The organism is Microbacterium sp. CFBP9034 (genome assembly GCF_034045255.1).
Taxonomy (GTDB): Bacteria; Actinomycetota; Actinomycetes; order Actinomycetales; family Microbacteriaceae; genus Microbacterium.
Window position 1 is genome coordinate 450,935 of the sequence record NZ_JAXCWC010000002.1, and the last position, 21,174, is coordinate 472,108.

A 21,174-nucleotide genomic window follows, 5' to 3' on the forward strand; every position below is an offset into this window, starting at 1 on the left:
TAGGCGAGTGCCGGGGTTCTGTCGACGGACTGAGAGCGGGCTCGGCTGACGCACTCCGTGGTGATTGGTGGATACATGACGAAGTACTGGCTCGGCGCTGATGAAGGCATCCGGTTCACACCGTCGGGTGAGAACACGGCATACACCGACTTCGCGAACACCGTTCCCCCCGAGATGACGGAACATTCCCGCACCATGGACACCGGCGTCTTCGAGGTCCTCGGCAAGGGTGTGTTCCAGATCTTCGGGTACGCGTTGTCGGCGATGACCGTCGTCGAGGGTGACGACGGGCTGATCCTCATCGACCCGCCGGAAGATGTCGAGAAGGGTCGGCGTCAGTACGAGGTGCTGCGGACGATCTCGGACAAGCCGATCCGGGCGGTCATCTACTCGCACTGGCACACCGACCACAACGCCGGTGTGAAGGCCTTCATCACGCAGGAGCAGGCCGATAGCGGTGAGGTGAAGGTCATCGCGCATCGCGATTTCATGAGCAACATCATCGCCAACTCGATCTCGGGCGACGGCCCGATCATCGCTGTCCGTGCCGACTACTCCCTCGGCAGCCTTCTCGAGGTCGGCCCGGAAGGGAGGGTGAACGGTGGACTCGGCCCGGACTTCGTGATGGAGACGATGTCGCTCGTCACGCCGAACACACTCGTCGACGACAAGCTCGAGCTCACGATCGCCGGTGTCCGTATGGAGATCTTCTGGGCACCGTCGGAAGCGATCGACGAGATCGTCACGTGGTTCCCGGATCTCGGTGTGCTGCAGTCCGCCGAGGTCATTCAGGGTGAGTCGTTCCCGAACCTGCACTCGATCCGGGGCAGCCGCTACCGGGACCCGCAGGCGTGGTTCACGTCGATCGACAAGAACCTTCGCCCTCTCCCCGCCGACTTCATGATCCCCTCGCACGGTCGGCCCGTCGCCGGCCGCGCCGAGGTCGCCAAGGTGCTCACCGATTACCGTGACGCGATCTCGTACGTCTACGACCAGACGCTCCGCTGGATGAACAGAGGGCTGCTCCCCGACGACCTGGTCGAGAAGGTCCAGCTCCCTGCCGAGCTCGCGCAGAGTGAATGGCTCGGGAACTTCTATGGGGGCGTGCCGCACTCCGTCCGACAGATCTACGTCGGCGAGCTCGGCTGGTTCAACGCCGACCCCACCACGCTCGCCCCACTGAACATCCGCGAGTCCTCACGCCGCTACGTCGACCTCATCGGCGGCCGCGACGCCGTATTCGCAGAGGCCAAGAAGGCGGCGGATGCCGGTGACCACCAGTGGGCGGCGGAACTAGTGAGCCACCTCGTCCGGATCGACGCGGCCGACACCGACGCACGGGCGCTCAAGGCGTCGGCGCTTCGCATCCTGGGCTACGGCACGCCCAACTCGAACTGGCGCAACTTCTACCTCACCGCCGCCCGTGAACTCGACGGCACCATCGACTACTCCCTCGCGATACAGATCGACGCCCCCGACCAGATCGCCGCGATGCCGGGCTCCGCGCTGCTTGAGAGCCTCAGGTTCCGAATCGATCCCGACAAGGCCGCCGGAATCTTCACGGCGATGGCGGTCGAGGTTGCCGACACCGGGGAGCATGTCGGACTCATCGTCCGTAACGGCGTGCTGGAAGTCACCGGGTCAAGTCCCGAGGATGCGGCTCTCACCATCACAGCTCCGAAGCAGCTCATCGCCCCCATCGTCCTGGTCGACGCGCGCCGGACGCTCGACCACGGAACGGACTCCGGTGCGCTGACCGTGCGAGGCGGCACTGTGGACGATGCGAAGTCGTTCTTCGACCTCTTCGACCGCCGCAGCGAGGAACGCCTTCACCTCGCCGACCGCTGAGGGCACACCGGCGTGGTTCGGCGGACGAAGCCGAGGAGAGTGAGCTCGTCACTCGTGGGGCCGGCATTCCTCGGTCGACCGCCTGATGGAACTGATACTCGGCGCCGACCTACCAGATGGTGCCGCCACCGACGGAGATGCCGGCCCACGTGAGCGCGATGAAGATCGCGGCGAACACGACGGGAGCGATGCCCTTGCCGTTGCGCGCGAGCCCCTTGAGGAGGGCGATCACGGCGAGGACTGCGGCGACGATGGAAAGGCCGCCGCCGAGGATCAGCCCGATGAACAGCGGGATGGGCATGAGCAGGAGGCCGGCCAGCGCGACCCAGAACGCGGCCCAGGCCGTCGGGTTGGAGCGGCGTTCGACAGAGGAGGACATACGTCCATTATCCCGTCCGCGCCTGCACGCCGTCGAACGGACACCCCTGGTCGGCGCCACCGGAGCATGTCAACCCCCTCGGGCCGTGCGGCTCAGGCTCCTAGCGTGAAACCATGACCGATCTCAGTGGAAAGCGCGTCGCGTTCGTCGCGACCGACGGATTCGAGGACAGCGAGCTGACGTCTCCCTGGCAGGCGGTGACGGATGCCGGAGCCACCGCGGTGCTGATCGCACCGAAGTCGGGCTCGATCAAGGGCAAGAACGGCCACACGCAGTCGGTGGATGCCGTCACCGCCGACGTCGACGCGGATGACTTCCATGCCCTCGTGCTGCCCGGCGGAGTCGTCAACGCCGACCACCTTCGCATGGATGAGAGCGCGGTCGGCTTCGCCCGGGCGTTCTTCGAGCAGCAGAAGCCCGTCGCGGCAATCTGCCACGCCGCGTGGACGCTCATCGAAGCGAAGGTCGTCGACGGTCGCACGCTCACGAGCTACCCGAGCCTGCAGACGGATCTGCGGAATGCGGGCGCCACCTGGGTGGACGAAGAGGTGGTCGTCGAAGACGGCCTCGTCACGAGCCGCACGCCCGACGACCTCCCGGCGTTCAACGCGAAGGTCGTGGAGGAGATCGCTGAGGGCCGGCACTCGGCGCAGTCCGCGTAGGGGTTTGCGGCCTTCCTACTGGTCGCCCTGGGACTGTCGACCGAACCTTCGGGTATCGGCATCCGCTTCGATTCCGCGCTGTCGCCCCTTCATCGCCGGCCGGAGTGCGGGGAATGTGAGGACCGCCACGACGACCCCTGCGGCAGCGGCGATGGCCGCCGCGAGGTTGGCAGCCTGAAGCCCGGCTTCCGCGGCTGCGAGCGAAGTGCCACCCGCATCGAGGGTGGATGCGCGCCTCGCGGCGTCGACCGCACCGAAGACGGCGATCCCGATGGCCCCGCCGATCTGAGCCGTCGCTGACGCGAGGCCCGAGCTGACGCCAGAGTTACGGGCCGCGATGCCTTCGGCGATGACGAGTGTCGTGGGCGTGAAGCTGAAGGCGACGCCCGTCGCGGCGACGATGAGCGCCGGGAGGACGCGAAGCAGGTACGAGTCGCCGTTGTCGACCGCCGCGAGCAGGAGATGGGCAACGACGAGAAGCACGAGCCCGATGGCCGCGACTCGCTGGGGTCCGAGCCTGTTGAGTGCCTTCGGCAGGACGAGGATGCTGACCGCGAACCCCGCGAGCGAGGTCGGAAGCATGGCGAGCCCCGCGATGGCCGGGTCGTACTCGAGAACCTGCTGCAGCAGGAGGGCCACGAGCACGAAACAGGCCACCCGGGCGCCACCTCCGAGGAGGTTGACCGCGATCCCACCGCTCACGCGGGCGTCTCGGAGGATCAGTGGCGGAAGCACGGGGTCCGCGGTTCGCTTCTCGACGAGGCCGAATCCGGCGAGGCACAGCACGGCGACGAGGGTCGCACCGATGACCTCCACCGAGATCAGTCCGCTGTGCGGTGCGGAGAGCACTCCGAACACGATCGCGACCGCCGCGCCGGTGAGGAGGGATGCCCCGGCGGCGTCGAACGGCCGCCTCGCCGCGCCCTTTCCTGGGGGGAGGACCACCCAGCCCGCGACCCCGATGAGGGCTGCGACCGCCCCCGTCACGAAGAGAACGCTCTGCCAGCCGAATGCGGCCGTGAGGAGTCCGCCGATGGTGACGCCGGCCGCACCTCCCACGGTGGAAGCGGCGCCCCAGCCGCTCATCGCCCGCACCCGCGCCGGCCCGGTGAAGTTGGCGAGGATCACCGACATGGCCGCCGGGCTCAGCATCGCCGCTCCCGCCCCCTGCACGAGACGGGCCGCGATCAGCATCAGGTCGGTTGTCGCAAAGCCGCCGAGCACGGAGCCGACGACCAGGATGCCGGCTCCGAAGAGGAACATCCGTCGGCGGCCGAAGACGTCGGCGGCCCGGCCTGAGATCAGCAGCAGCCCGCCGAAGGTGAGGAAGTAGGCGTTCAAGACCCACGCGGTTCCGACGGGGCTGAGGCCGAGGTCCGTCGCGATCGACGGCAGGGCGATGTTCAGGATGCTGGAGTCCAGCATCACCACGAACTGCGCGGCAACCAGGGTGAGGACCATCGGCAGAGTCGAGGATCTACGCATATGCATTCGCCTCCAACACCTGGAGCCTAGCCGCGGCCATGGGTGCTCGATGTACCGAGGTAGTGCTACATTTCGCATGTATCATCTGCTCAGTACAAGCGAAGGACTGATCGATGACGTGGATCCTGATCGTGGTCGCTGCGCCCGTTGTTGTCGGAGTGGCGATCGGTGTGATCTGGCGGATGACTCGCGGGCGTCGAACAAGCCTCTCACCCGGGTTGGCTGCCCTGTGCACCGGGCTCGCCGGCGTGATCGCCATTGTCGGTGACCTCTGGCCTCGGCTCTGGGGCTTCCCCGGGTGGCACCCGCCGATTCCCGTCCTCATCTGGCTCCTGGACCATCGATACACGCTGCCGTTGGCGCTGGGCATCGTGGCTCTGGTGCTGCTCGCGATTCCGGTGCGAGCTCGGGGCGCCGGCGGCTCGGCTGACTTGGCACCGAGATCGATCGCGAGCTTCGCCCGCGGATGGTGGTTCGCAGCGCCGGCGGGCGTGCTCGCGTTGATTGCCGTGATCACCATCGCCGCGGGCATCGCCTCTCAGCCCGACCCCGAGACAGGGCGCTACGACACCGTCATGGTGGACGCGGGCGTGGGGGCGATCGGAACGACCGTCTACGGCTGGTTCTACTCGGTTCCTGCGCTCATCGCCCTCGGCGTGCTGATCCTCGTGGCATGCGTCGATCTCTTCGTCATCGCGCGGCCCCCGCTCGCCGAAGACAGGGAACTCGACGTGCGGACTCGCGTGACCCGCTCACGCAACGTCCTCACTGCGACGACGGCCGCGATGCTGCTGCACGTGGCACCCGTGTTCGCATCATTGTCCGCCACCGCCTCCGTACGAGGGACGTTCACGACATCGGAGGGACCGATGTTCCTGTGGAGCCCGATCGCCGGCTTCCAAACGGTCTTCACGGTGGCTGCGTATGCGACCGCCATTCTCGGGATCGCCCTCTGGACCACTGTGGCGCTGTCCGCGATTCCCGCCCGACGGCAGTCTCTGGTCCCCGCCGCCGCATGATCATCCGACTTTCGGGGTCAGCACCCCCGGCAGACCAGATCCGCGACCAGATTCGCGGTCTCATCGCAGCCCGGCAGCTCGCCGCGGATGACCGGCTGCCATCCGTCCGACAGCTCGCCAGAGACCTCGGCGTCGCACCTGGCACTGTCGCCAAGGCCTACCGGTCGCTCGAGATTGAAGGCGTCCTCATCACCCGAACGGGCGCCGGAACCCGCGTCAGCCCCACCGCCGTCACAACCCCGCGTGCTGTTCTCGACGCCGCGCGCAAGCTGGCCGAAACCAGCACCCGCACCAACGTCGATCTCGACGCGACCATCGAGGTTCTCCGCGCCATCTGGCCCACGCAGGATGGGTCGGCGCCGAGTCGCCGCGACGACTCGTCGCCGACTCCGAAGGGTCAACCCCCGACGGACAGGTGATCACGCCGTCGCATGGCGGGTCCCTCACCGGTCTCCTGCTATCCACAGCGACGGCACCTCGTGTGCAGCGGCTGTCGCCCTGGAACTTAGAGTGCAGAGGTGCAGAGCGAAAGCCCGGATCCGGCAGAAACCGGTTCCGCCATCGACATCGATGTGAATCAAACGACGACGGCAGCGGACTTGACTGCGGAAACGGGCCACGAGCCTCTCGCTGCGGACCCGAGCATGGAGGCCCCCGCGAGCGGCGATGGCTTGACATCGGCGGATGCGCCGGTCGCGGCATCCACCCGTCCCTCTCGTCGCCGCGCGATCGTGGCTTGGAGTGCCGGCATCACCGCGCTGTTCGTGCTCGGTGCGGTCATCGCTTTCGTGCACATCTCGGCCAATACGTCGTTCGACACGGCGGGAGCGCGCCTGGCCATCGCGGCGGAAGCGGCTGCGACAGCGGCGGACACGTTCCAAGATGCGGCGGACGCCGTCACGAGGTCCCTGGTGTCGGCCGAGGACATCGTCGCCGAGGCGGACGACACACTCGTGGATGCGAAGGCTCGATCGGCGTTTTCGAAGGCGATCGCAGCGGCGTCCGAGACGTCGGAGGAGGTCGCATCCCTCCTCGATCGCGGCGTCGACGGTGGCGAGTTCGACAAGCCCTTCTGGACATGGGAGCTGTGGAGCGAGACCGCATCGCTCGAGGTCCGCACCGTCGCGGCCGACGACTTCGCTGTCGAGTTGGCGGTTGCTGACGACGCGCTCGTGGCCGGAGGCGACGCCATGACGAAGGCAGCGCTCGCACTCTATGCTTCCGTGCCCGACAAGGCACGCGCGTTCGAAGACGCGAACATCTCGGCGCGCGCGACCAGCGTCCTCGACTTCCGCGAGTCGGCAGCCCAGGTGGCGAAGCTCACCCGGGTGGACTCCGCAGCGGCCGTCGGGTTCTCCGCATTGGCGACACGCGCAGATCTGCTGGGAGCCTCGTCGAACGCCGAACTGGCAGAGAAGGCTGGCCCGCTGTACTGGACGCGGATCGAGATCGAGGCCTACGCGCGATCGATCTCGGGAGGCATCGTGCTCGACTTCGACTGGGCACCCGTCGTCAACGAGATGAGTGGGTACTGGGGCATCGGCGGCCTCGCGAACTGGACCACCGACCGTGGCGGGTATACGACGATCACGCTCTCGAACTCGGTCGCGGAATGGTGGACGTCAGACTCTGAACGATCCGCGGACGCGCGAGCGCTCGTGACCCACGAGGTCGGGCACGCCATCTCCGGCAAGTGCTACGACAAGTTCGACTGGGAGAGCGCGGATGCCAACGAGGAATGGGCGACCGCGTGGGCCATCAGCATGGGACACACCGCCGACGGCAACGGCGTGCAAGCGTACGGCTATCCCTCGCAAGCCATGATCGACGCCGCGGCAACGTGCCGCTGAGAGCGGCAACTGATTCGCTGACGATCCGTGACAAGAAGATCGGCGAGATCGTCTCGATCCCGCTGAAGGACATCGTCTCGATCGAAGCACGGGATGCGTCCCTCACTCCGAAGGGCACCTTCCTCCCGCGGACCTACCCGTCGCTGTGGATCACCGTCAGGCGCGACGATGTCGAACTCGCCGTTGCGCTGACCCCCATCGTCGGCGCCTACGACAGGGTGAGTCAGTCGGATGCCGCGGCCATGGCCGCCGAGCTCAACTCCCACCTGGCGGCGACTCAGCGCTGAGGCATCCGAGTCCCTCCTGCCTCTGGCCGATCAGGAGGGTTCGCAGGCGTATCCGTCGCCGTCGCGGTCGAGGTCGTAGATGTCGGAACCGACGACCCGTGCGATGCCGTCGAAGTAGGCGGGTCCGTTTCCGCTTCCGCTCGCGCAGTCCACATCGCTGGAGATGGGTACGCACGCGTCGGCGTAGTTCCCGTCGCAGCCGGAGGATTGCTGGACGGGTGGTTGGCTCGGTGCCACGTAGGTGCCGACGGCGGTCACTTGGCTGATCGGCGGTGTCGTGACCACGTCGGAGGCCAGTTCGCGGCTGACTTCTTTCCCGTCCACGATCTTGATGACGTAGGTCAGCGTCCGTTCGCCGTTCTGCCCGGCGGTGGTGATCTGAGTCTGTCCAACGGGCAGCGCGGGGTCGTCGACGGTGGTCTGTCCGAAGACGACGAGCTCGGTGACGAGTTCTTCGCGGGTGGTTGCCTTGGCTGCGTAGGCGGAGGTCAGCGCGGGTTCGTCCGGGCAGTCGATGAGGACGTCCGCGATGGCGTCGTGCTCGGCCGGGGTGATCCAAAGTCCGTAGGTGGCCTTCACCGACACCTGCCGGGCGACGTACTCGCACCGGAATGCCTTGTTCTTCGGAAGCCAGGTCGCCGCGTCACCATCGCCCTTCTGCGCGTTGGCATCTCCCGCGACGGCGAGGAGGTTCAGCGGGTCGTTGGCGAACGTCGCCCGCTGGTCCTCGGTGAGCCGCTGCGCGCCCTTCTGCCAGGCGTCGGAGAGGGCGACGACGTGGTCGATCTGCACTGACGCAGAGGTTTCCTGACCGCGCAGGAACGGGATGGTCTCGCCGGTGAACGGGTCGGCAAGTGTGCCCGACATGATCTTGCAGGGGCCCGAGCGTTCCACGTCCGTGAGGTCGCGCGCCAAGGTGTCGTTGCGGGTGTCGCAGCCGTTGCGGTCGACATCCAGCCACCGCTGCCCGAACTGCTCCCGGTCGTATCCGGTCTTCGCGGCGCCTCCCTTCACTTCGAGGGTTGCGAGCACCGCCAGCGCGGTCTGCCCAACGGTGGCAGAGCTGTCGGCGACGGCCAGCGTTTCGCCGGCGAACTCCGCAACGGGGACCTCGACCTCCGCGGGGGCTGTGGCGATCGCGCTTGTCGTGTCATCGCTGGGCGTCGCAGAGAACGCAGCGCCGCTGATGCCACCGGTGACCAGGAGCGCGACGGCAGAGGCAGCGGTCACGGCGATCGCGACCTTGCGACTGCGCAGTCGCAGCCAGGTCGGCGTGCCCTTCGACAGGGCGATGATCGCCGTGATGAGGATGACCAACGACACCAGCGCGAAGATCGGGGCGAGCAGCACCATGAGGAACAGGGCAACCACGCCGATGGCTGCCCATGCCCACACCGGGAGACGACGCTTCGGTTTGACCGTCGCAGGGGCGGGCGGCGGCATCACTCCGGCTGGCGCCGCCGCCAAGGGCGTGACGTGCTCGGTCCAGCGCATGCCGTCCCAGTAGCGAACCTGATCGGCGCTGGAAGGGTCGGGGAACCAGCCGGCTGGGGTCGTCGTCATGACCCCATTTCTATCATTGCTCTATGGGTAATCTATGTGTGCTCTATAGCAGCTCTATGAGAACACCGGCCCTGCCTCATCCGTCGATGTCAGCGGGCCTTCCGCGCGCGGATCGCGCCGTACGCACGCATCAGCTGCGGGACCACCAGGTACACCGCGAGGGGCACGACGATCAGGGTGAGCACGAACGCTCGCGCGACCGGGTGCCAGTCGACGGAGATTGGGCCGATGAGGAGCATGCCGATCGCGACGAGCGGGAAGATCGCCAGCCACGTGATGACCGCGCGGACGTGCACGGACGGCGGCTGAGGCGCCGACGGCGCGACGACCGGAGCGGCAGTGGCGTCTCGCACGTCAGGGGTGGGTGTCGCCATCGTGGCTCCCTCTGGGTTCGTCTGGTCGGGGACTGCAACGGGGGAGCCCTGCCCGGCATTCCCGTCGGATTGAGGCTGGCAGTGCACGGAGGCGCGACGAAAGCTCGGGATGAGACGAAGGGCCTGCTCAGGATGACGGCGGGGCGGAGTGCACCGCATGCGGCGGAGCCGTTCATGTCACGGTGCACGGCCGTTCAACTTCGGTCGGCATCCTCGGCTCGGCTCCCGTCCTGAGCCTCCCCCCGAAACGGAAGAGACACAATGTCGTTCACCATTCCCGCCCGTCCGCGTACCGCGGCCCTGCTGACTACCGCGGGAGTTGCGCTCGCCGTGCTCACCCTGGGTTCGCCGGCCGCTGCGCAGCCGTCCTCGCACGGTCCTTCAGAGCCGTTGTCAATCCTGCTCACCAACGACGACGGCTGGAACGCCCCCGGAATCACGGCGGTGTACGACGCGCTCGTTGCCGACGGGCACGACGTCACCCTGTTCGCCCCGGCGACGAACCAGAGCGGCGTCGGCGGCAGGGCAACGTTCGGAGGAACCCTGCAGGTGGCGCACCCAGCCGAGGGCAAGTACTCGGTGACCGGTACGCCGGCGGACTCTGTCGAAGCCGCACTCTCGACCGTCTTCGCCGCGGAAGCGCCGGACCTGGTGATCTCGGGCACCAACGCGGGACAGAACATCGCCGCCGCCACGGTGCACTCGGGCACGGTCGGCGCCGCGGTGACGGCACTGAACGAAGGGCTGCCCGCCATCGCCGTCAGCACCGAACTCGGTTCCCAGGGCACCGGTCCCTACGCCGCGACGGCGGACTTCGTGGTCGGCCTTGTCGCGCAACTCGAGCAGCAGCGTCGCGCCGGCCAGCCCCTTCTGCCTGTCGGCCTCGGGCTCAACGTCAACTACCCGCTTGTCGATGACGGCGGCGCTCCGAAGGGCATCGCCCTGACGCGGACGGGTACCGGATTCCTCGACATCATCGACAGCGGCACCCTCCCGGCGGTCGGCGGAACGAGCACGCTCACCATCGGGTTCGACCTCTCGCCGACTGAAACCGTGAAGGGTGCCGACTCCACCGCGCTCGCCGCGGACAAAGTGACGATCACCCCGATCACCGGAAACTACGATGTCGACCCGAAGCCCGGCCTTCTCGACCGGCTGATCGCCGCGCTCCGCTGAACCTGCGGCCGCGGCGGCGTCAACGCTCACCAGGGTGACTCCGCCGCGGCCGTCGGGCTCCGTGTTGGCGACGCGCGCCGAGCTGCTGGTCGCTGCGACTACCTCGTGCGAAATGGTTGACCAATCTCTCTCGAGCGCCGTAGGTTCCATACTGACCGCATGTACCCCCAGGAGTCGTCGGGGCGGCCGGGATTTCGGTGCACGCTTCGGCACTTGTCGGGGCCGAAGAGCGCCGGCGTCCGACGTCCCACCACCCCAGGTGGGACTGCTCATCACCCCTTATGGGACCGCGTTATTCACCCTTGCGAAGACGTTGTCCTCGGACGAAAGGATCTTCGTGAAATCCAGGACTCTCGCCTTCGCGGGCGCGGTGGTCATCGCGGCACCGCTGGCACTCGGCTCGGCGACGGTGGCCAGCGCCGCACCGACCGACAACCCACCGGTCACGCTCGTCGACGATGCGACCGCCCCGATCTACGACTACGCCGGCGCTATTCGGGAGACGGTATGGGTCACCGCCCCTGACCTGGACGGTGACGGCGTCGACGAGCGGATCGCTGCCGACGTCATCCGGCCCCGCGAACTGGACGGCAACGCCCGGGTCCCGATCATCATGGACGCGAGCCCGTACTACCTGAGCTCTGGACGGGGTAACGAGGCCGAGCGCAAGGTCTACGACGCTGACGGCAACCTCGTGAAGTTCCCGCTCTACTACGACAACTACTTCGTGCCCCGCGGCTACGCCTTCGTCGCCGTCGACATGGCGGGCACCGCCCGCTCGACCGGCTGCACCGACGAGGGTGGCCGCTCCGATATCGAGTCGGTCAAGGCCGTCGTGGAGTGGCTCGCCGGCAACGGGGTCGCTCATGACGCCAGTGGCGCGGTCGTCAACGCAGACTGGAGCAACGGCAAGACCGGCATGATCGGCAAGTCCTATGACGGGACCCTGGCGAACGGTGTCGCAGCCACCGGCGTCGACGGCTTGAAGACGATCGTGCCGATCAGCGCGATCAGCTCGTGGTACGACTACAACCGCTGGCAGGGCGCGGTGAAGTCCTTCAACTATCCGAGCAGCCTGTCCCGGTCGGTCGCGTCGAATCGAACCATCGCAACCGACTGCTCGGCGCGACTGAATTGGATGAACGCCAACGACGGCGATGAGACCGGTGCCTACACCGACTTCTGGGCTGAGCGCGACTACCGTGAGGGCACCTTCTACGACGTGTCCAAGGTCAAGGCCAGCGTGTTCATCATGCACGGCCTGCAGGACACCAACGTCAAGACCATGAATGCCTCGAAGTGGTGGGAGGACCTCGGCAAGCAGGGCGTCGACCGCAAGATGTGGCTCACCCGCCTCGGGCACGTGGACCCCTTCGACTCCGAGCGCACCCTGTGGGTCGACACACTCCACCGGTGGTTCGACCACGAGCTCATGGACATCGACAACGGCATCGATCGTGAGCCCGGGGTGAGCGTCGAGACGGCGCCGAACCAGTGGGAGCACTCACGCACCTGGCCGATCTCGTCGGCCCGCAGCCAGAGCCTGAACCTGCACGCGGATGGCACGCTCATGCTGGGCAGGCAGGACCGCTCCACGGCCAGCTACATCAACTCCACGTCGTTGAGCGAGGCCAATGCGATCAAGATCGGCGACAACGCCAACCGGCTGCAGTTCCTCACCGGCACGATCCAGCACGACATCCGGATCTCGGGCACACCGACCCTGGACCTCGACGTCACGCACACCGCCCCGGTCGGGCAGGTGTCGGTCATGCTGGTCGACTACGGCGTGATGGACCGCATCAGCGCCTCCGGTGACGGTGCGCAGACGCTGAGCGCGGAGTCCTGCTGGGGTCCGGCTACTGCAACCGACGACGCCTGCTACTACGAGGTCGACAAGCGCATCTCGAGCACCGAACTGCAGGTGCTGGCCCGGGGCTGGGCCCGTCTGGACGGGCCCGGCAACCACAAGGTGACGGTCGAACTGGCTGCCAACGATGTCCTGGTTCCGGCAGGTCATCAGCTCGGCATCGTGATCAGCGGCAGCCGCAACGGTGTCGTCGCCGTCGATACCGCGGCGACCACCTACACGGTCAGCTTGAGCGGTTCGAAGCTGAACCTTCCCGTCTCGGGTCCGATGTCCGGATTCGGCCCGGGTCACTTGACCGCGAAGGACACCGAGCACCTCAGCCCGGCAACCCTGCCCAACCTCGACGAATCGGTGTGGCCCGGCAACTGACCCGCTCCGGCAGGTGCGTCGCTCGACGCCCCACGCGCTGGCCCGCTCTGGGAGCTCAGCGGCATACGCCCATTTCCGTATGCCGCTGAGCTCGCTCTGCGTCCGGCCAAGCCCTGACCGCTGGACACACATGCCTCGGTTCAGGGAGCCCCGATTGCTCGAGAGAGGAAGGATCTAGGGTGAGGTGGTGAGCGGCGCGACGGTCTGGCAGCAACCCACGCTGGTGGTGGTCACGGGTCTGCCGGGAACGGGGAAGTCGACCCTCGCTGAGGGCATCGCGACGGCCGCGGGTGCTCCAGCCTTCTCCGTGGACTGGCTTCTTGGCGCCATTGCGCCCTCCGGTGTCCTCGATGGCGCGCCCCGGCCCGTCGTTCGAGGTATCTATGAACGACTGCTCCGTTCGCTTCTCAGCCGTCAGCTGATGCTGGGGCAATCGGCGATCCTCGACACGATCGCCGCGGACGAGACCATCCAAGAGTGGTCGTCGATCGCTCATCAGCACGGCGGACGACTCATCACCATCGAATGCGTGTGCTCGAACGAGGCCGTGCATCGATCTCGGATCGAAGGCCGCACGCGCAACATCCCCGGCTGGCATGAGATCGACTGGAGCCATGTCGAGTTCATGAAGACGGAGCTCGAGCCACTGAGCGTTCCGCACTTCACCGTCGACGCCATAGAGCCGGCCGGATCCAATCTCACGGCCGTTCTCGGGCACATTCATTCGGGCTGACGAGGCCGGCGTCCCCCAGGCGGTCCCTCGAGACGCTATGTAGACGCGACGGCGGGAGTCGAACCCGCCACGCACCCGGGTATGAGCCGGTGCCCGGGACCGCCCGGATCGCCGCGATGTGCCCACGTTAGACCCGTCTCGGCATGCTCCGGCTATGCGTGAACACGGGTTTCTCTGTGCGTCGTCCCGTGACGCTCAGCCGAGGCTTGCGCGATAAGCGCGCAGGTGCTCGACGACGAACGCGTGATCCTCGGCCTGGGGCAGGCCGGAGACGCCCACGGTGCCGACGAATCCGACGCCGGCGATGGTGATCGGGAACACTCCGCCGTGGGCGGCGAAGAGCGTCGGGTCGAGGCGCGCGTCGGTGTCGAAGTCCTTGCCCACGGCACGGAACGACTGGCCGACGCCGTACGAGGAGCGGGCGTACCGGCGGGCGACCCGGGTCTTGCGCTCCAGCCAGCCGTCGTTGTCGGCGCTCGATCCGGGGAGGGCGGTGTGGAACACGTTCGCCTCGCCCAGCGTGATGCCGATGACGATCGGAAGACCGGCGTCGAGAGCGGCAGCGCGCATGCGCGAACCGAGGGCCCAGGCATCCGCCAGATCGAAGCGGGGGAGGACGAGCTCGTTCTCCTCCGACTCGATGCGGTCGAGGATGCTGCGCGCGTGGTCGCTCATGGGCACGAGCGTATCGCCGCGCGGGAGCCTCGGTCAGATTGTCGGGCGGACGGCTTTCTGGGCGGGTCTGCCGTGGTGCGGCCCCGCTTGGATTGAGCGGTCTGATCAACCTGAGAATTCACTGTTGACTTGTTATGGGTTGCCACTTACGTTCGCCGGAGTATCTCCACCCCCAGTACGGAGAAAGTGAGTTCCCCTTTGTATCGACGAGTTCTCGCAGTCGCTGCGGTCGTAGCGCTGTCCCTCCCCACAACGGCGGCGTTCGCCGCCACACCCGACGACGATCCGTCGTCGCGGTTCGAGAAGTCCGAGACGCGAGGCCAGGTGAGCGCCACCGTCGCGCCGCTGAGCGCCGACGCGAACGGCGATGTCACCGTCGTCGTCGAGATGGCGAGCGACCCGGTCGCCGTCGTCCAGGCCGAGAAGGGCCGCGACCTGACCAAGGCCGAGCGCTCGGCCATCAAGAAGTCGCTCGAGCAGGAGCAGCAGCCCGTCGTGGGCGCTGTCGAAGCCGAGGGCGGAGCGGTCGAGGCCACGATGCAGTCGGCCTACAACGGCGTCCAGGCCACGATCCCGGCTGACGCGGTCGACACGGTCGCGGCGCTCCCCGGCGTGGTCGGCATCCATGCCGCGCGCACCTACACGATCGACAACGCGGTCTCGGTTCCCTTCCTGGGCGTCCCCCAGGTGTGGCAGAGCACCGGCTACACGGGCGAGAACGTCAAGGTGGCGATCATCGACACCGGCATCGACTTCACCCACGCCAACTTCGGCGGTCCCGGCACGGTCGAGGCGTACGAGGCGGCCAACGCCGCTGAGACTCAGCCGGCCGATCCCGCGCTGTTCGGACCCGCCGCGCCGCGCGTGAAGGGCGGCTGGGACTTCGTCGGCGACGACTACAACGCCAACGAGGACGACAGCGTCCCCCAGCCCGACCCGAACCCGCTCGACTGCAACGGTCACGGCAGCCACGTCGCCGGCACCACCGGCGGCAACGGCGTCACGGCCGACGGCGCGACCTACGCCGGCCCGTACGACGAGTCGACCGCGACGAAGCAGTGGAAGATCGGCCCCGGCGTCGCGCCGGAGGTCGACCTGTACGCGCTGCGCGTGTTCGGCTGCGACGGATCGACCAACGTCACAGTGGCGGCCATCGACTGGGCCGTCGCCAACGACATGGACGTCATCAACATGTCGCTCGGCTCGAGCTACGGCGGTCCGGATGACCCGGAGGCCGTCGCTTCGGCGAACGCCATCGGCGCCGGTGTCGTGGTCGTAGCCTCCGCGGGCAACGCCGGTCCCAGCCCCTACATCGCGGGCTCGCCCGGCACCGGTGAAGGAGTCGTCTCGGTGGCCGCGGTCGACAGCACCGAGAGCTTCCCCGGAGCCTTGATCACCGTGAACGGTGTCGGGAAGCCGGCGATCAACGCGAACGGCGCAGATCTGTCGGGCATCCCGCCGCTGACCGTGGTGCGTCTCGTCGACAACCCGGCCACGCCGGTGAACGAGGCGCTCGGATGCTCGGCCGCCGCGTACACGGCCGCCGGCGTCACGCCCGGCGGCAACCAGCTCGCCGTCTCGACGCGAGGCGACTGCGCGCGCGTCTCGAAGGCGATCTACGCACAGATGGCAGGAGCCGCCGCAGCGCTGATGGTGAACAACACCAACGACTACCCGCCGTTCGAGGGTGTGATCACGGAGAACGCCGACACCGGCGAGCCGTACGACGTCACCATCCCGTTCCTCGGCGTCCGCGCGTCTGACGGCCCGGCGTTCGTGACGGGTGCGCCCGCCACGGTGGCCGCCGCCGATCTCGACAACCCCGGCTTCCGCGGCTACGCGTCGTTCTCCTCGAACGGCCCGCGCAGCGGTGACAGCGGAGTGGCAGTGGATGTCGCGGCCCCGGGCGTCTCGATCGTCTCGACGGGCGTGGGCACCGGCAACGGCCCCGCGACCATCTCGGGCACCTCGATGGCCGCCCCGCACGTGGCGGGCGTCGCGGCGCTGACCGTCCAGTCCCATCCGGGCTGGAAGGCCGGCGAGATCGCGGCAGCCGTCGTGTCGTCGGCAGACCCCGACAAGGTGGCGGGTCAGCAGCTGACCCGCGGCGGCGTCGGCCTGGTCGACGCGGCGCAGGCCGTCGCGACGAAGGTCACGGCGACAGGCGACGCGTTCCGCACCGACAGCGGCTGGCTGCGTGAGTCAGCGCTGAACTTCGGGTTCCAGGAGTCCTGGCTCGGATTCGCCGGGCTGAAGACCATCACCCTCACCAACCACGGCGACTCCGCGGTCACCTACAAGGTCAGCTCCGCTCCCTCGGCTCAGTCCGAGAAGGCGAAGCTCACGTTCAACCGCTCGTCGGTGAAGGTGCCTGCCAAGGGCAAGGCGACGGTGATCGTCGGGCTCACGGCGGCCGCCGGTGCGGTCGGATCGTCGTCGGTCGCGGGTGACCCGTTCGCCCTGTACGAGTTCTCGGGTGACGTCGTGCTCACGTCGGACTCGTCCACACTGCGCGTGCCGTACCTGCTCGTTCCCCGTTCGGACAGCCGCGTCGCGTCATCGACGAGCGCCCTGTTCGGCAAGAAGGAGTCGGTGGCCACAGCCGAGAAGTCGCTCAAGCTGACGAACAAGCTCGGCGCGCTCACGGCTGCCGCGGACTTCTACACGTGGGGTCTCAGCGACGCCAAGGACGTGCCGAAGGCCATCAGCGACACCGGGTTCGACCTCGCGTCGGCGGGTGTGCAGTCGTTCGACGTCGGGGGCGGCGACCAGCTGCTCGTGTTCGCGGTGAACACGCACAAGCGGTGGTCCAACCCGGCGAGCCTGGAGTTCGATGTCGTGATCGACCGCAACGGCGACGGTAAGCCGGAGGCGATCGTCTTCTCGGCCGACTCGGGACTGGTCAACACGGGCAGCGTCAATGGGCGCAGCGAGGTGTTCATCAGCACTGCTGCGGGTCTGTTCGCGGCCGGTTTCTACGCCTCGGCTCCGACCGACAGCAGCACCATCCTGCTGCCGGTGTACGCGAGCGACCTCGGGCTGACCTCCTCGGCGGGCAGCTTCGGCTACTCGGTCGCGAGCTACTCCCTCACCGATTCGGCGGGCTTCGACGAGATCGACGGCGTCGCGGGTTACAACCCGTGGTCGCCGGCCATCGAGAACGGCCAGTACGTCGAGGTGCCGCGCAACGGCTCCGTCACGGTTCCCGTCGCGGTCGACGGCGCGGCCTTCACCGCGCAGAAGCCGCTGGGCGTGATGGCGGTCGTGATCGACAACAAGTCGGGCAAGAGCGAGACGGTGCTGGTCAAGGCCAAGTAGCACTCGTCCACCGTCGAGGGCGGCATTCCCGCAAGGGGGTGCCGCCTTCGGCGTGCGAGCGGCTCCCGGTCAGGCCTCGCAGAGCACCGGTGCGTCGCCTCGGCCGAACCGGTAGTCGTAGGTGGTCCCGTCGACGGTCACCACGACCCGCGTGCCGTCGACCATCGCCTGCGTGTACGACATGCCCGGTTTCGGGCAGCCGAGCGCGCCGTTGGGCCAGGTGACGGCCTCGGCCGAGACGAGCTCGGGCTCGCCGGTGACTCCGCGCCGGGAGAGGTCGGCCACGATCGCGTCCCACTGCTCCGGCGACGCCTCGGTCGGGGCGCCGGAAGACCCGATAGGGCCCGGGGTGGTCGTCTCGAACGGGATCCTGCCCGGCGATGCCGAAGAGGTGGGGTCTGACATGGGTCCTCCGGTCGCACAGGCGGTGAGAGACAGCAGCAGCACTCCGGCGGCCCAGGCGGCGAGCGTGCGGCGCATGTCACTCCTTCGATCGGCGCCAGCGTAGGCGCGGCTCCTGCGAGGCGGCTGAGGCCGTGCCGCGCGGGCGGCTCAGCGTGAGCGTCCTCGCTCCTGCTCCTCGTGACGGACCCCGGAGGGGATCCGCCGAGGTGGCGGCGGAGCATCGAGGGCACGCAGCATCCGCTCGAGCATCTCGCGCAGGTCGCCGCGGCCCGGCTCCTCCAGATCGGTCGTGTACTCGACCCCGGCCGGGATGTAGCTGAGGCCGTACATGGTCTCGCGCCAGTCGGCGCCGCCCACGCCCCAGCGGGTGTGCGTGTCGTCCTCGGCCTCGGCGCCCTGGCCCCACTGGCCGAAGTACTCGCGCATCTCGGCGAGCGGCAGCTCCATCACGGCATCGGCCTCGACGGCCTGGCGCACCCAGGAGCGGGCGATGAGGATGAACTCCTCCACCTCCTCGGGGGTGAGCGGATGCCGCTCGAACAGCACGCGTGTGTGCTCGACATCGGCGAGCCGGTCGACGCGGAAGGTGCGCCAGTCGTCCTTCTCGATGTCCCAGCACAGCAGGTACCAGTGCCGGTCGGCGGGCGCGAGGGCGTGCGGCTCGACCCGGCGCTTGGTGACCTCGCCGGAGGCCGCCGTATAGGTGAAGCGCACGCGCTCGCGGTCGCGGCACGCCAGTGCCAGCTCGCCGAGCACATCGCTCGAGACCGCCGCTCCGGCGTTGAGGCCCGCCGGCTGCACTGCTTCGGCCAGGGCGGCGACGCGGCGGCGCAGCGGCGCCGGCAGCACCTGCTCGAGCTTCGCGAGCGCAGTGATCGTCGTCTCGGGGCCGCTCACGAGCCGCTGGGATGCCGCAACGCGGAGCCCGATCGCCATCGCCACGGCCTCTTCGTCGGTGAGCAGCAGCGGGGGCACGGCGCTGCCGGCTTCGAGGCGGTACCCGCCCGCTGCGCCGGGGGAGGACTCGATGCGATACCCGAGTTCACGCAGCCGATCGACGTCTCTGCGCACGGTGCGCTCGGTGACCCCTAGCCGGTCGGCGAGCTCGGGCCCGGGCCAGTGCCGGTGCGTCTGGAGCAGGTTGAGGAGCGAGAGGGCTCGGGTGGTCGTGTCGGACATGTTCCAAGATTGCCCTAGATCGAGGACGGGAACTGTCCGCATTGGATTCTACCCTCGGACCATGGCGAACGAACCGATCATCGAAGCTCAAGGGCTGACCAAGCGCTTCAGCGTCAAGAAGAAGACCGTCGAGGCGGTCACCGACCTCTCGTTCCAGGTCGCGCGAGGCGAACTCGTCGCGTTCCTGGGCCCCAACGGCGCGGGCAAGTCCACGAGCCTGCGGATGCTCACCACCCTGATCCCACCGACCGCGGGCACCGCGCGGGTCGTCGGATTCGACATCCTGAATCAGCCGGCCGAGGTGCGTGCCCGCATCGGCTACGTCGGACAGCTCACGAGCGGCAGCTTCTCGCAGCGGGCGCGCGACGAGCTGCTCAGCCAGGGCGCGTTCTACGGCATGTCCAAGGCCGCGGCGCGGTCCCGGGCCGATGAGCTCATCGAGTCGCTCGACCTCACGGGTTTCGCGAGTCGCTCGGTGCAGCAGCTGTCCGGGGGCCAGAAGCGGCGGCTCGACGTCGCGCTGGGGCTCATGCACGCGCCGCCGCTCATCTTCCTCGATGAGCCGTCCACGGGGCTCGACCCGCAGAGCCGGGCGAACCTGTGGCAGCACATCCTCGATCTGCGCGCCAAGTACGGCACGACGGTCTTCCTCACCACGCACTACCTCGAGGAGGCCGACCGCTATGCCGAGCGCGTCATGGTCATGGACAAGGGGCGCGTCATCGCCGACGACACGGCGGCACGTTTGAAGGCGAACCTCGCGGGCGATCTGCTCACCCTCGGGTTCGCTTCGAGAGCGGATGCCGATGCCGGCGTCGCGGTCGTGCAGCGGCTGACCGACCGCGAGGTACGGCGCGACGGCGAGGCGTCGGTCGCCCTCACCGCGCCGGACGGCGATGCGCTGCTGCCGGCGGCGGTGCGGGCACTCGACGCCGCGGGCATCCAGGTCGCTCGCGCGACCGGAGTGCCGCCCACCCTGGACGACGTGTTCCTCGCACTGACGGGGCGCACGCTCCGCGAAGCGGGCGAGGGCGAGCCGTCCGACGACGAAGAGACGGAACCGGATGCCGCGGCCGACGCCGCGGCGCAGAAGGCGGGAGCGAACCGATGACCATCGACCAGACCGAGCGCCGGCCCGACACGGTCGTGCGGGCCAACCTCGCACGCGACACCTGGAACGTCCTCACGCGGGAGTTGAAGCCCGTCGTGCGCGATCCCTTCACGCTGATCTTCAGCCTCGTCCAGCCGCTCGTGTTCCTCGGGCTGTTCGCACCGCTGCTGATCGGCTCGTCCGGGCAGCCCGTCGGCGAGACCCTGCAGTGGTTCGTCCCGGGGGTGCTCGTGATGATCGTGCTCTTCGGCACTGGGGCGACCGGGTCGAACCTGCAGTACGAGATGATGACGGGCTCGCACGAGCGGACGCTCGTCGCGCCGCTCGCGCGCTCGTCGCTGCTGATCGGACGCGCGCTCAAGGAGATCGCGCCGATCGTCGTGCAGGCGCTCATCATCGTGCTGATCGCCTGGCCGTTCGGCTTCACGATCAATGTGCCGGGGCTCGTGATCGGGCTCGCGCTCCTCGCCGTGTTCGGCGTCGGCCTCGGCTCGCTCTCGTACACGCTGGCGCTGAAGACCAAGGACCGGGAGTGGCTGTTCTGGGGGGTGCAGCAGACGCTGATCTTCCCGCTGCTGATCCTCTCGGGCATGCTGCTGCCGCTCGACGACGCACCGGAGTGGATGCGCGCCGTCTCGGCGGTGAATCCCGTCAACTGGGTCGTGCAGGCCGAGCGGGCGCTCTTCGCCGGAGACCTCGGCAGCGTGACCGTGTTGTGGGGCTGGATCTCGGCGCTCGTGCTCGCGGCCCTCGGTCTGTGGGCCGGGATCCGTGCCATGAAGAAGAGCAGCTGACGCGGACACGGGTAAGCGGATGCCCGTCCCCACGCGGGGGCGGGCATCCGCTGTTCCCGCTGGCTGGCGTGGTGCGT

General features: G+C 68.2%; 19 protein-coding genes and 1 tRNA gene. 12 read left to right on the plus strand and 8 right to left on the minus strand.

The genetic code is table 11. The features are described from left to right. Positions 1–75: 75 nt before the first annotated feature. The gene (locus SOM19_RS13345; protein ID WP_320487085.1) at positions 76–1,848 is read left to right on the plus strand and encodes an alkyl sulfatase dimerization domain-containing protein; all 1,773 of its coding nucleotides are present in this window, start codon (positions 76–78) and stop codon (positions 1,846–1,848) included. Positions 1,849–1,957: 109 nt separating this feature from the next. Here the strand turns inward: SOM19_RS13345 and SOM19_RS13350 are convergent, their stop codons facing one another. Continuing rightward, positions 1,958–2,227 carry a hypothetical protein gene (locus SOM19_RS13350; protein ID WP_320487086.1) on the minus strand — a complete coding sequence of 90 codons (270 nt, stop codon included), beginning with the start codon at positions 2,225–2,227 and terminating at the stop codon, positions 1,958–1,960. A 113-nt stretch (positions 2,228–2,340) separates the two neighbouring features. Between SOM19_RS13350 and SOM19_RS13355 the strand changes: the two genes are divergently transcribed. After that, a complete protein-coding gene (locus SOM19_RS13355; protein ID WP_320487087.1) occupies positions 2,341–2,889 on the plus strand; it encodes a type 1 glutamine amidotransferase domain-containing protein in 549 nt (182 codons plus the stop codon). A 15-nt stretch (positions 2,890–2,904) separates the two neighbouring features. Here the strand turns inward: SOM19_RS13355 and SOM19_RS13360 are convergent, their stop codons facing one another. Next, the gene (locus tag SOM19_RS13360; protein WP_320487088.1) at positions 2,905–4,350 is read right to left on the minus strand and encodes an MFS transporter; all 1,446 of its coding nucleotides are present in this window, start codon (positions 4,348–4,350) and stop codon (positions 2,905–2,907) included. Positions 4,351–4,487: 137 nt separating this feature from the next. Between SOM19_RS13360 and SOM19_RS13365 the strand changes: the two genes are divergently transcribed. From SOM19_RS13365 to SOM19_RS13380, 4 genes are all read left to right on the plus strand, one after another. Then, positions 4,488–5,393: a hypothetical protein gene (locus SOM19_RS13365; RefSeq protein WP_320487089.1), complete on the plus strand. Its 906-nt coding sequence runs from the start codon at positions 4,488–4,490 to the stop codon at positions 5,391–5,393. Then, positions 5,390–5,812 (plus strand): GntR family transcriptional regulator, encoded by a 423-nt coding sequence (locus tag SOM19_RS13370; RefSeq protein WP_320487090.1) that lies wholly within the window; start codon positions 5,390–5,392, stop codon positions 5,810–5,812. Before SOM19_RS13365 ends, SOM19_RS13370 begins: the two co-directional genes overlap by 4 nt. A gap of 225 nt (positions 5,813–6,037) precedes the next feature. Continuing rightward, a complete protein-coding gene (locus SOM19_RS13375; protein ID WP_320487091.1) occupies positions 6,038–7,243 on the plus strand; it encodes a hypothetical protein in 1,206 nt (401 codons plus the stop codon). Further along, positions 7,234–7,530, plus strand: a complete 297-nt coding sequence (locus SOM19_RS13380; protein WP_320487092.1) for a hypothetical protein — start codon at positions 7,234–7,236, stop codon at positions 7,528–7,530. The genes SOM19_RS13375 and SOM19_RS13380 overlap by 10 nt, the downstream gene beginning before the upstream one ends. 30 nt (positions 7,531–7,560) lie before the next feature. Here SOM19_RS13380 and SOM19_RS13385 read toward each other — a convergent pair whose 3' ends face one another. Continuing rightward, entirely contained in the window at positions 7,561–9,093 is a 1,533-nt protein-coding gene (locus SOM19_RS13385) for a GmrSD restriction endonuclease domain-containing protein (protein WP_320487093.1), read from the minus strand. An 89-nt stretch (positions 9,094–9,182) separates the two neighbouring features. Then, entirely contained in the window at positions 9,183–9,467 is a 285-nt protein-coding gene (locus SOM19_RS13390) for a putative antibiotic biosynthesis monooxygenase (protein WP_320487094.1), read from the minus strand. Positions 9,468–9,728: 261 nt separating this feature from the next. Between SOM19_RS13390 and surE the strand changes: the two genes are divergently transcribed. From surE to SOM19_RS13405, 3 genes are all read left to right on the plus strand, one after another. Continuing rightward, entirely contained in the window at positions 9,729–10,643 is a 915-nt protein-coding gene (gene surE / locus SOM19_RS13395) for a 5'/3'-nucleotidase SurE (RefSeq protein ID WP_320487095.1), read from the plus strand. 337 nt (positions 10,644–10,980) lie between these two features. Continuing rightward, positions 10,981–12,882 carry a CocE/NonD family hydrolase gene (locus SOM19_RS13400; RefSeq protein ID WP_320487096.1) on the plus strand — a complete coding sequence of 634 codons (1,902 nt, stop codon included), beginning with the start codon at positions 10,981–10,983 and terminating at the stop codon, positions 12,880–12,882. Between the two features lie 187 nt (positions 12,883–13,069). Next, on the plus strand, positions 13,070–13,615 hold the full coding sequence (locus SOM19_RS13405; protein WP_320487097.1) for a P-loop nucleotide/nucleoside kinase family protein: 546 nt from the start codon (positions 13,070–13,072) through the stop codon (positions 13,613–13,615). A gap of 43 nt (positions 13,616–13,658) precedes the next feature. Here SOM19_RS13405 and SOM19_RS13410 read toward each other — a convergent pair. Next, positions 13,659–13,731: transfer RNA gene (locus SOM19_RS13410), tRNA-Met, on the minus strand. Positions 13,732–13,810: 79 nt separating this feature from the next. After that, on the minus strand, positions 13,811–14,290 hold the full coding sequence (locus SOM19_RS13415) for a heme-degrading domain-containing protein (protein WP_320487098.1): 480 nt from the start codon (positions 14,288–14,290) through the stop codon (positions 13,811–13,813). Between the two features lie 324 nt (positions 14,291–14,614). On the opposite strand from SOM19_RS13415, the gene SOM19_RS13420 reads away from it, so the two are divergent. Next, positions 14,615–17,608: a S8 family peptidase gene (locus SOM19_RS13420; RefSeq protein ID WP_320487099.1), complete on the plus strand. Its 2,994-nt coding sequence runs from the start codon at positions 14,615–14,617 to the stop codon at positions 17,606–17,608. A gap of 69 nt (positions 17,609–17,677) precedes the next feature. On the opposite strand, the gene SOM19_RS13425 is transcribed toward SOM19_RS13420, so the two are convergent. After that, a complete protein-coding gene (locus tag SOM19_RS13425) occupies positions 17,678–18,088 on the minus strand; it encodes a DUF8738 domain-containing protein (RefSeq protein WP_320487100.1) in 411 nt (136 codons plus the stop codon). 72 nt (positions 18,089–18,160) lie between these two features. Then, positions 18,161–19,192: a helix-turn-helix transcriptional regulator gene (locus tag SOM19_RS13430; RefSeq protein WP_320487101.1), complete on the minus strand. Its 1,032-nt coding sequence runs from the start codon at positions 19,190–19,192 to the stop codon at positions 18,161–18,163. 61 nt (positions 19,193–19,253) lie between these two features. Between SOM19_RS13430 and SOM19_RS13435 the strand changes: the two genes are divergently transcribed. Both SOM19_RS13435 and SOM19_RS13440 read left to right on the plus strand, forming a co-directional pair. Beyond that, a complete protein-coding gene (locus SOM19_RS13435; RefSeq protein WP_320487102.1) occupies positions 19,254–20,303 on the plus strand; it encodes an ATP-binding cassette domain-containing protein in 1,050 nt (349 codons plus the stop codon). Then, positions 20,300–21,097 (plus strand): ABC transporter permease, encoded by a 798-nt coding sequence (locus SOM19_RS13440; RefSeq protein WP_320487103.1) that lies wholly within the window; start codon positions 20,300–20,302, stop codon positions 21,095–21,097. Before SOM19_RS13435 ends, SOM19_RS13440 begins: the two co-directional genes overlap by 4 nt. The last annotated feature ends 77 nt before the right edge of the window (positions 21,098–21,174 follow it).

Excerpts from the sequence above, each read along its gene's own strand:
- surE (WP_320487095.1), top strand. The coding sequence starts at position 9,729 with ATGTCGTTCACCATTCCCGCCCGTCCGCGTACCGCGGCCCTGCTGACT.
- SOM19_RS13350 (WP_320487086.1), bottom strand. The coding sequence starts at position 2,227 with ATGTCCTCCTCTGTCGAACGCCGCTCCAACCCGACGGCCTGGGCCGCG.
- SOM19_RS13390 (WP_320487094.1), bottom strand. The coding sequence starts at position 9,467 with ATGGCGACACCCACCCCTGACGTGCGAGACGCCACTGCCGCTCCGGTC.
- SOM19_RS13425 (WP_320487100.1), bottom strand. The coding sequence starts at position 18,088 with ATGCGCCGCACGCTCGCCGCCTGGGCCGCCGGAGTGCTGCTGCTGTCT.
- SOM19_RS13345 (WP_320487085.1), top strand. The coding sequence starts at position 76 with ATGACGAAGTACTGGCTCGGCGCTGATGAAGGCATCCGGTTCACACCG.
- SOM19_RS13435 (WP_320487102.1), top strand. The coding sequence starts at position 19,254 with ATGGCGAACGAACCGATCATCGAAGCTCAAGGGCTGACCAAGCGCTTC.
- SOM19_RS13375 (WP_320487091.1), top strand. The coding sequence starts at position 6,038 with ATGGAGGCCCCCGCGAGCGGCGATGGCTTGACATCGGCGGATGCGCCG.
- SOM19_RS13360 (WP_320487088.1), bottom strand. The coding sequence starts at position 4,350 with ATGGTCCTCACCCTGGTTGCCGCGCAGTTCGTGGTGATGCTGGACTCC.
- SOM19_RS13385 (WP_320487093.1), bottom strand. The coding sequence starts at position 9,093 with ATGACGACGACCCCAGCCGGCTGGTTCCCCGACCCTTCCAGCGCCGAT.
- SOM19_RS13430 (WP_320487101.1), bottom strand. The coding sequence starts at position 19,192 with ATGTCCGACACGACCACCCGAGCCCTCTCGCTCCTCAACCTGCTCCAG.
- SOM19_RS13355 (WP_320487087.1), top strand. The coding sequence starts at position 2,341 with ATGACCGATCTCAGTGGAAAGCGCGTCGCGTTCGTCGCGACCGACGGA.
- SOM19_RS13440 (WP_320487103.1), top strand. The coding sequence starts at position 20,300 with ATGACCATCGACCAGACCGAGCGCCGGCCCGACACGGTCGTGCGGGCC.
- SOM19_RS13365 (WP_320487089.1), top strand. The coding sequence starts at position 4,488 with ATGACGTGGATCCTGATCGTGGTCGCTGCGCCCGTTGTTGTCGGAGTG.
- SOM19_RS13370 (WP_320487090.1), top strand. The coding sequence starts at position 5,390 with ATGATCATCCGACTTTCGGGGTCAGCACCCCCGGCAGACCAGATCCGC.
- SOM19_RS13415 (WP_320487098.1), bottom strand. The coding sequence starts at position 14,290 with ATGAGCGACCACGCGCGCAGCATCCTCGACCGCATCGAGTCGGAGGAG.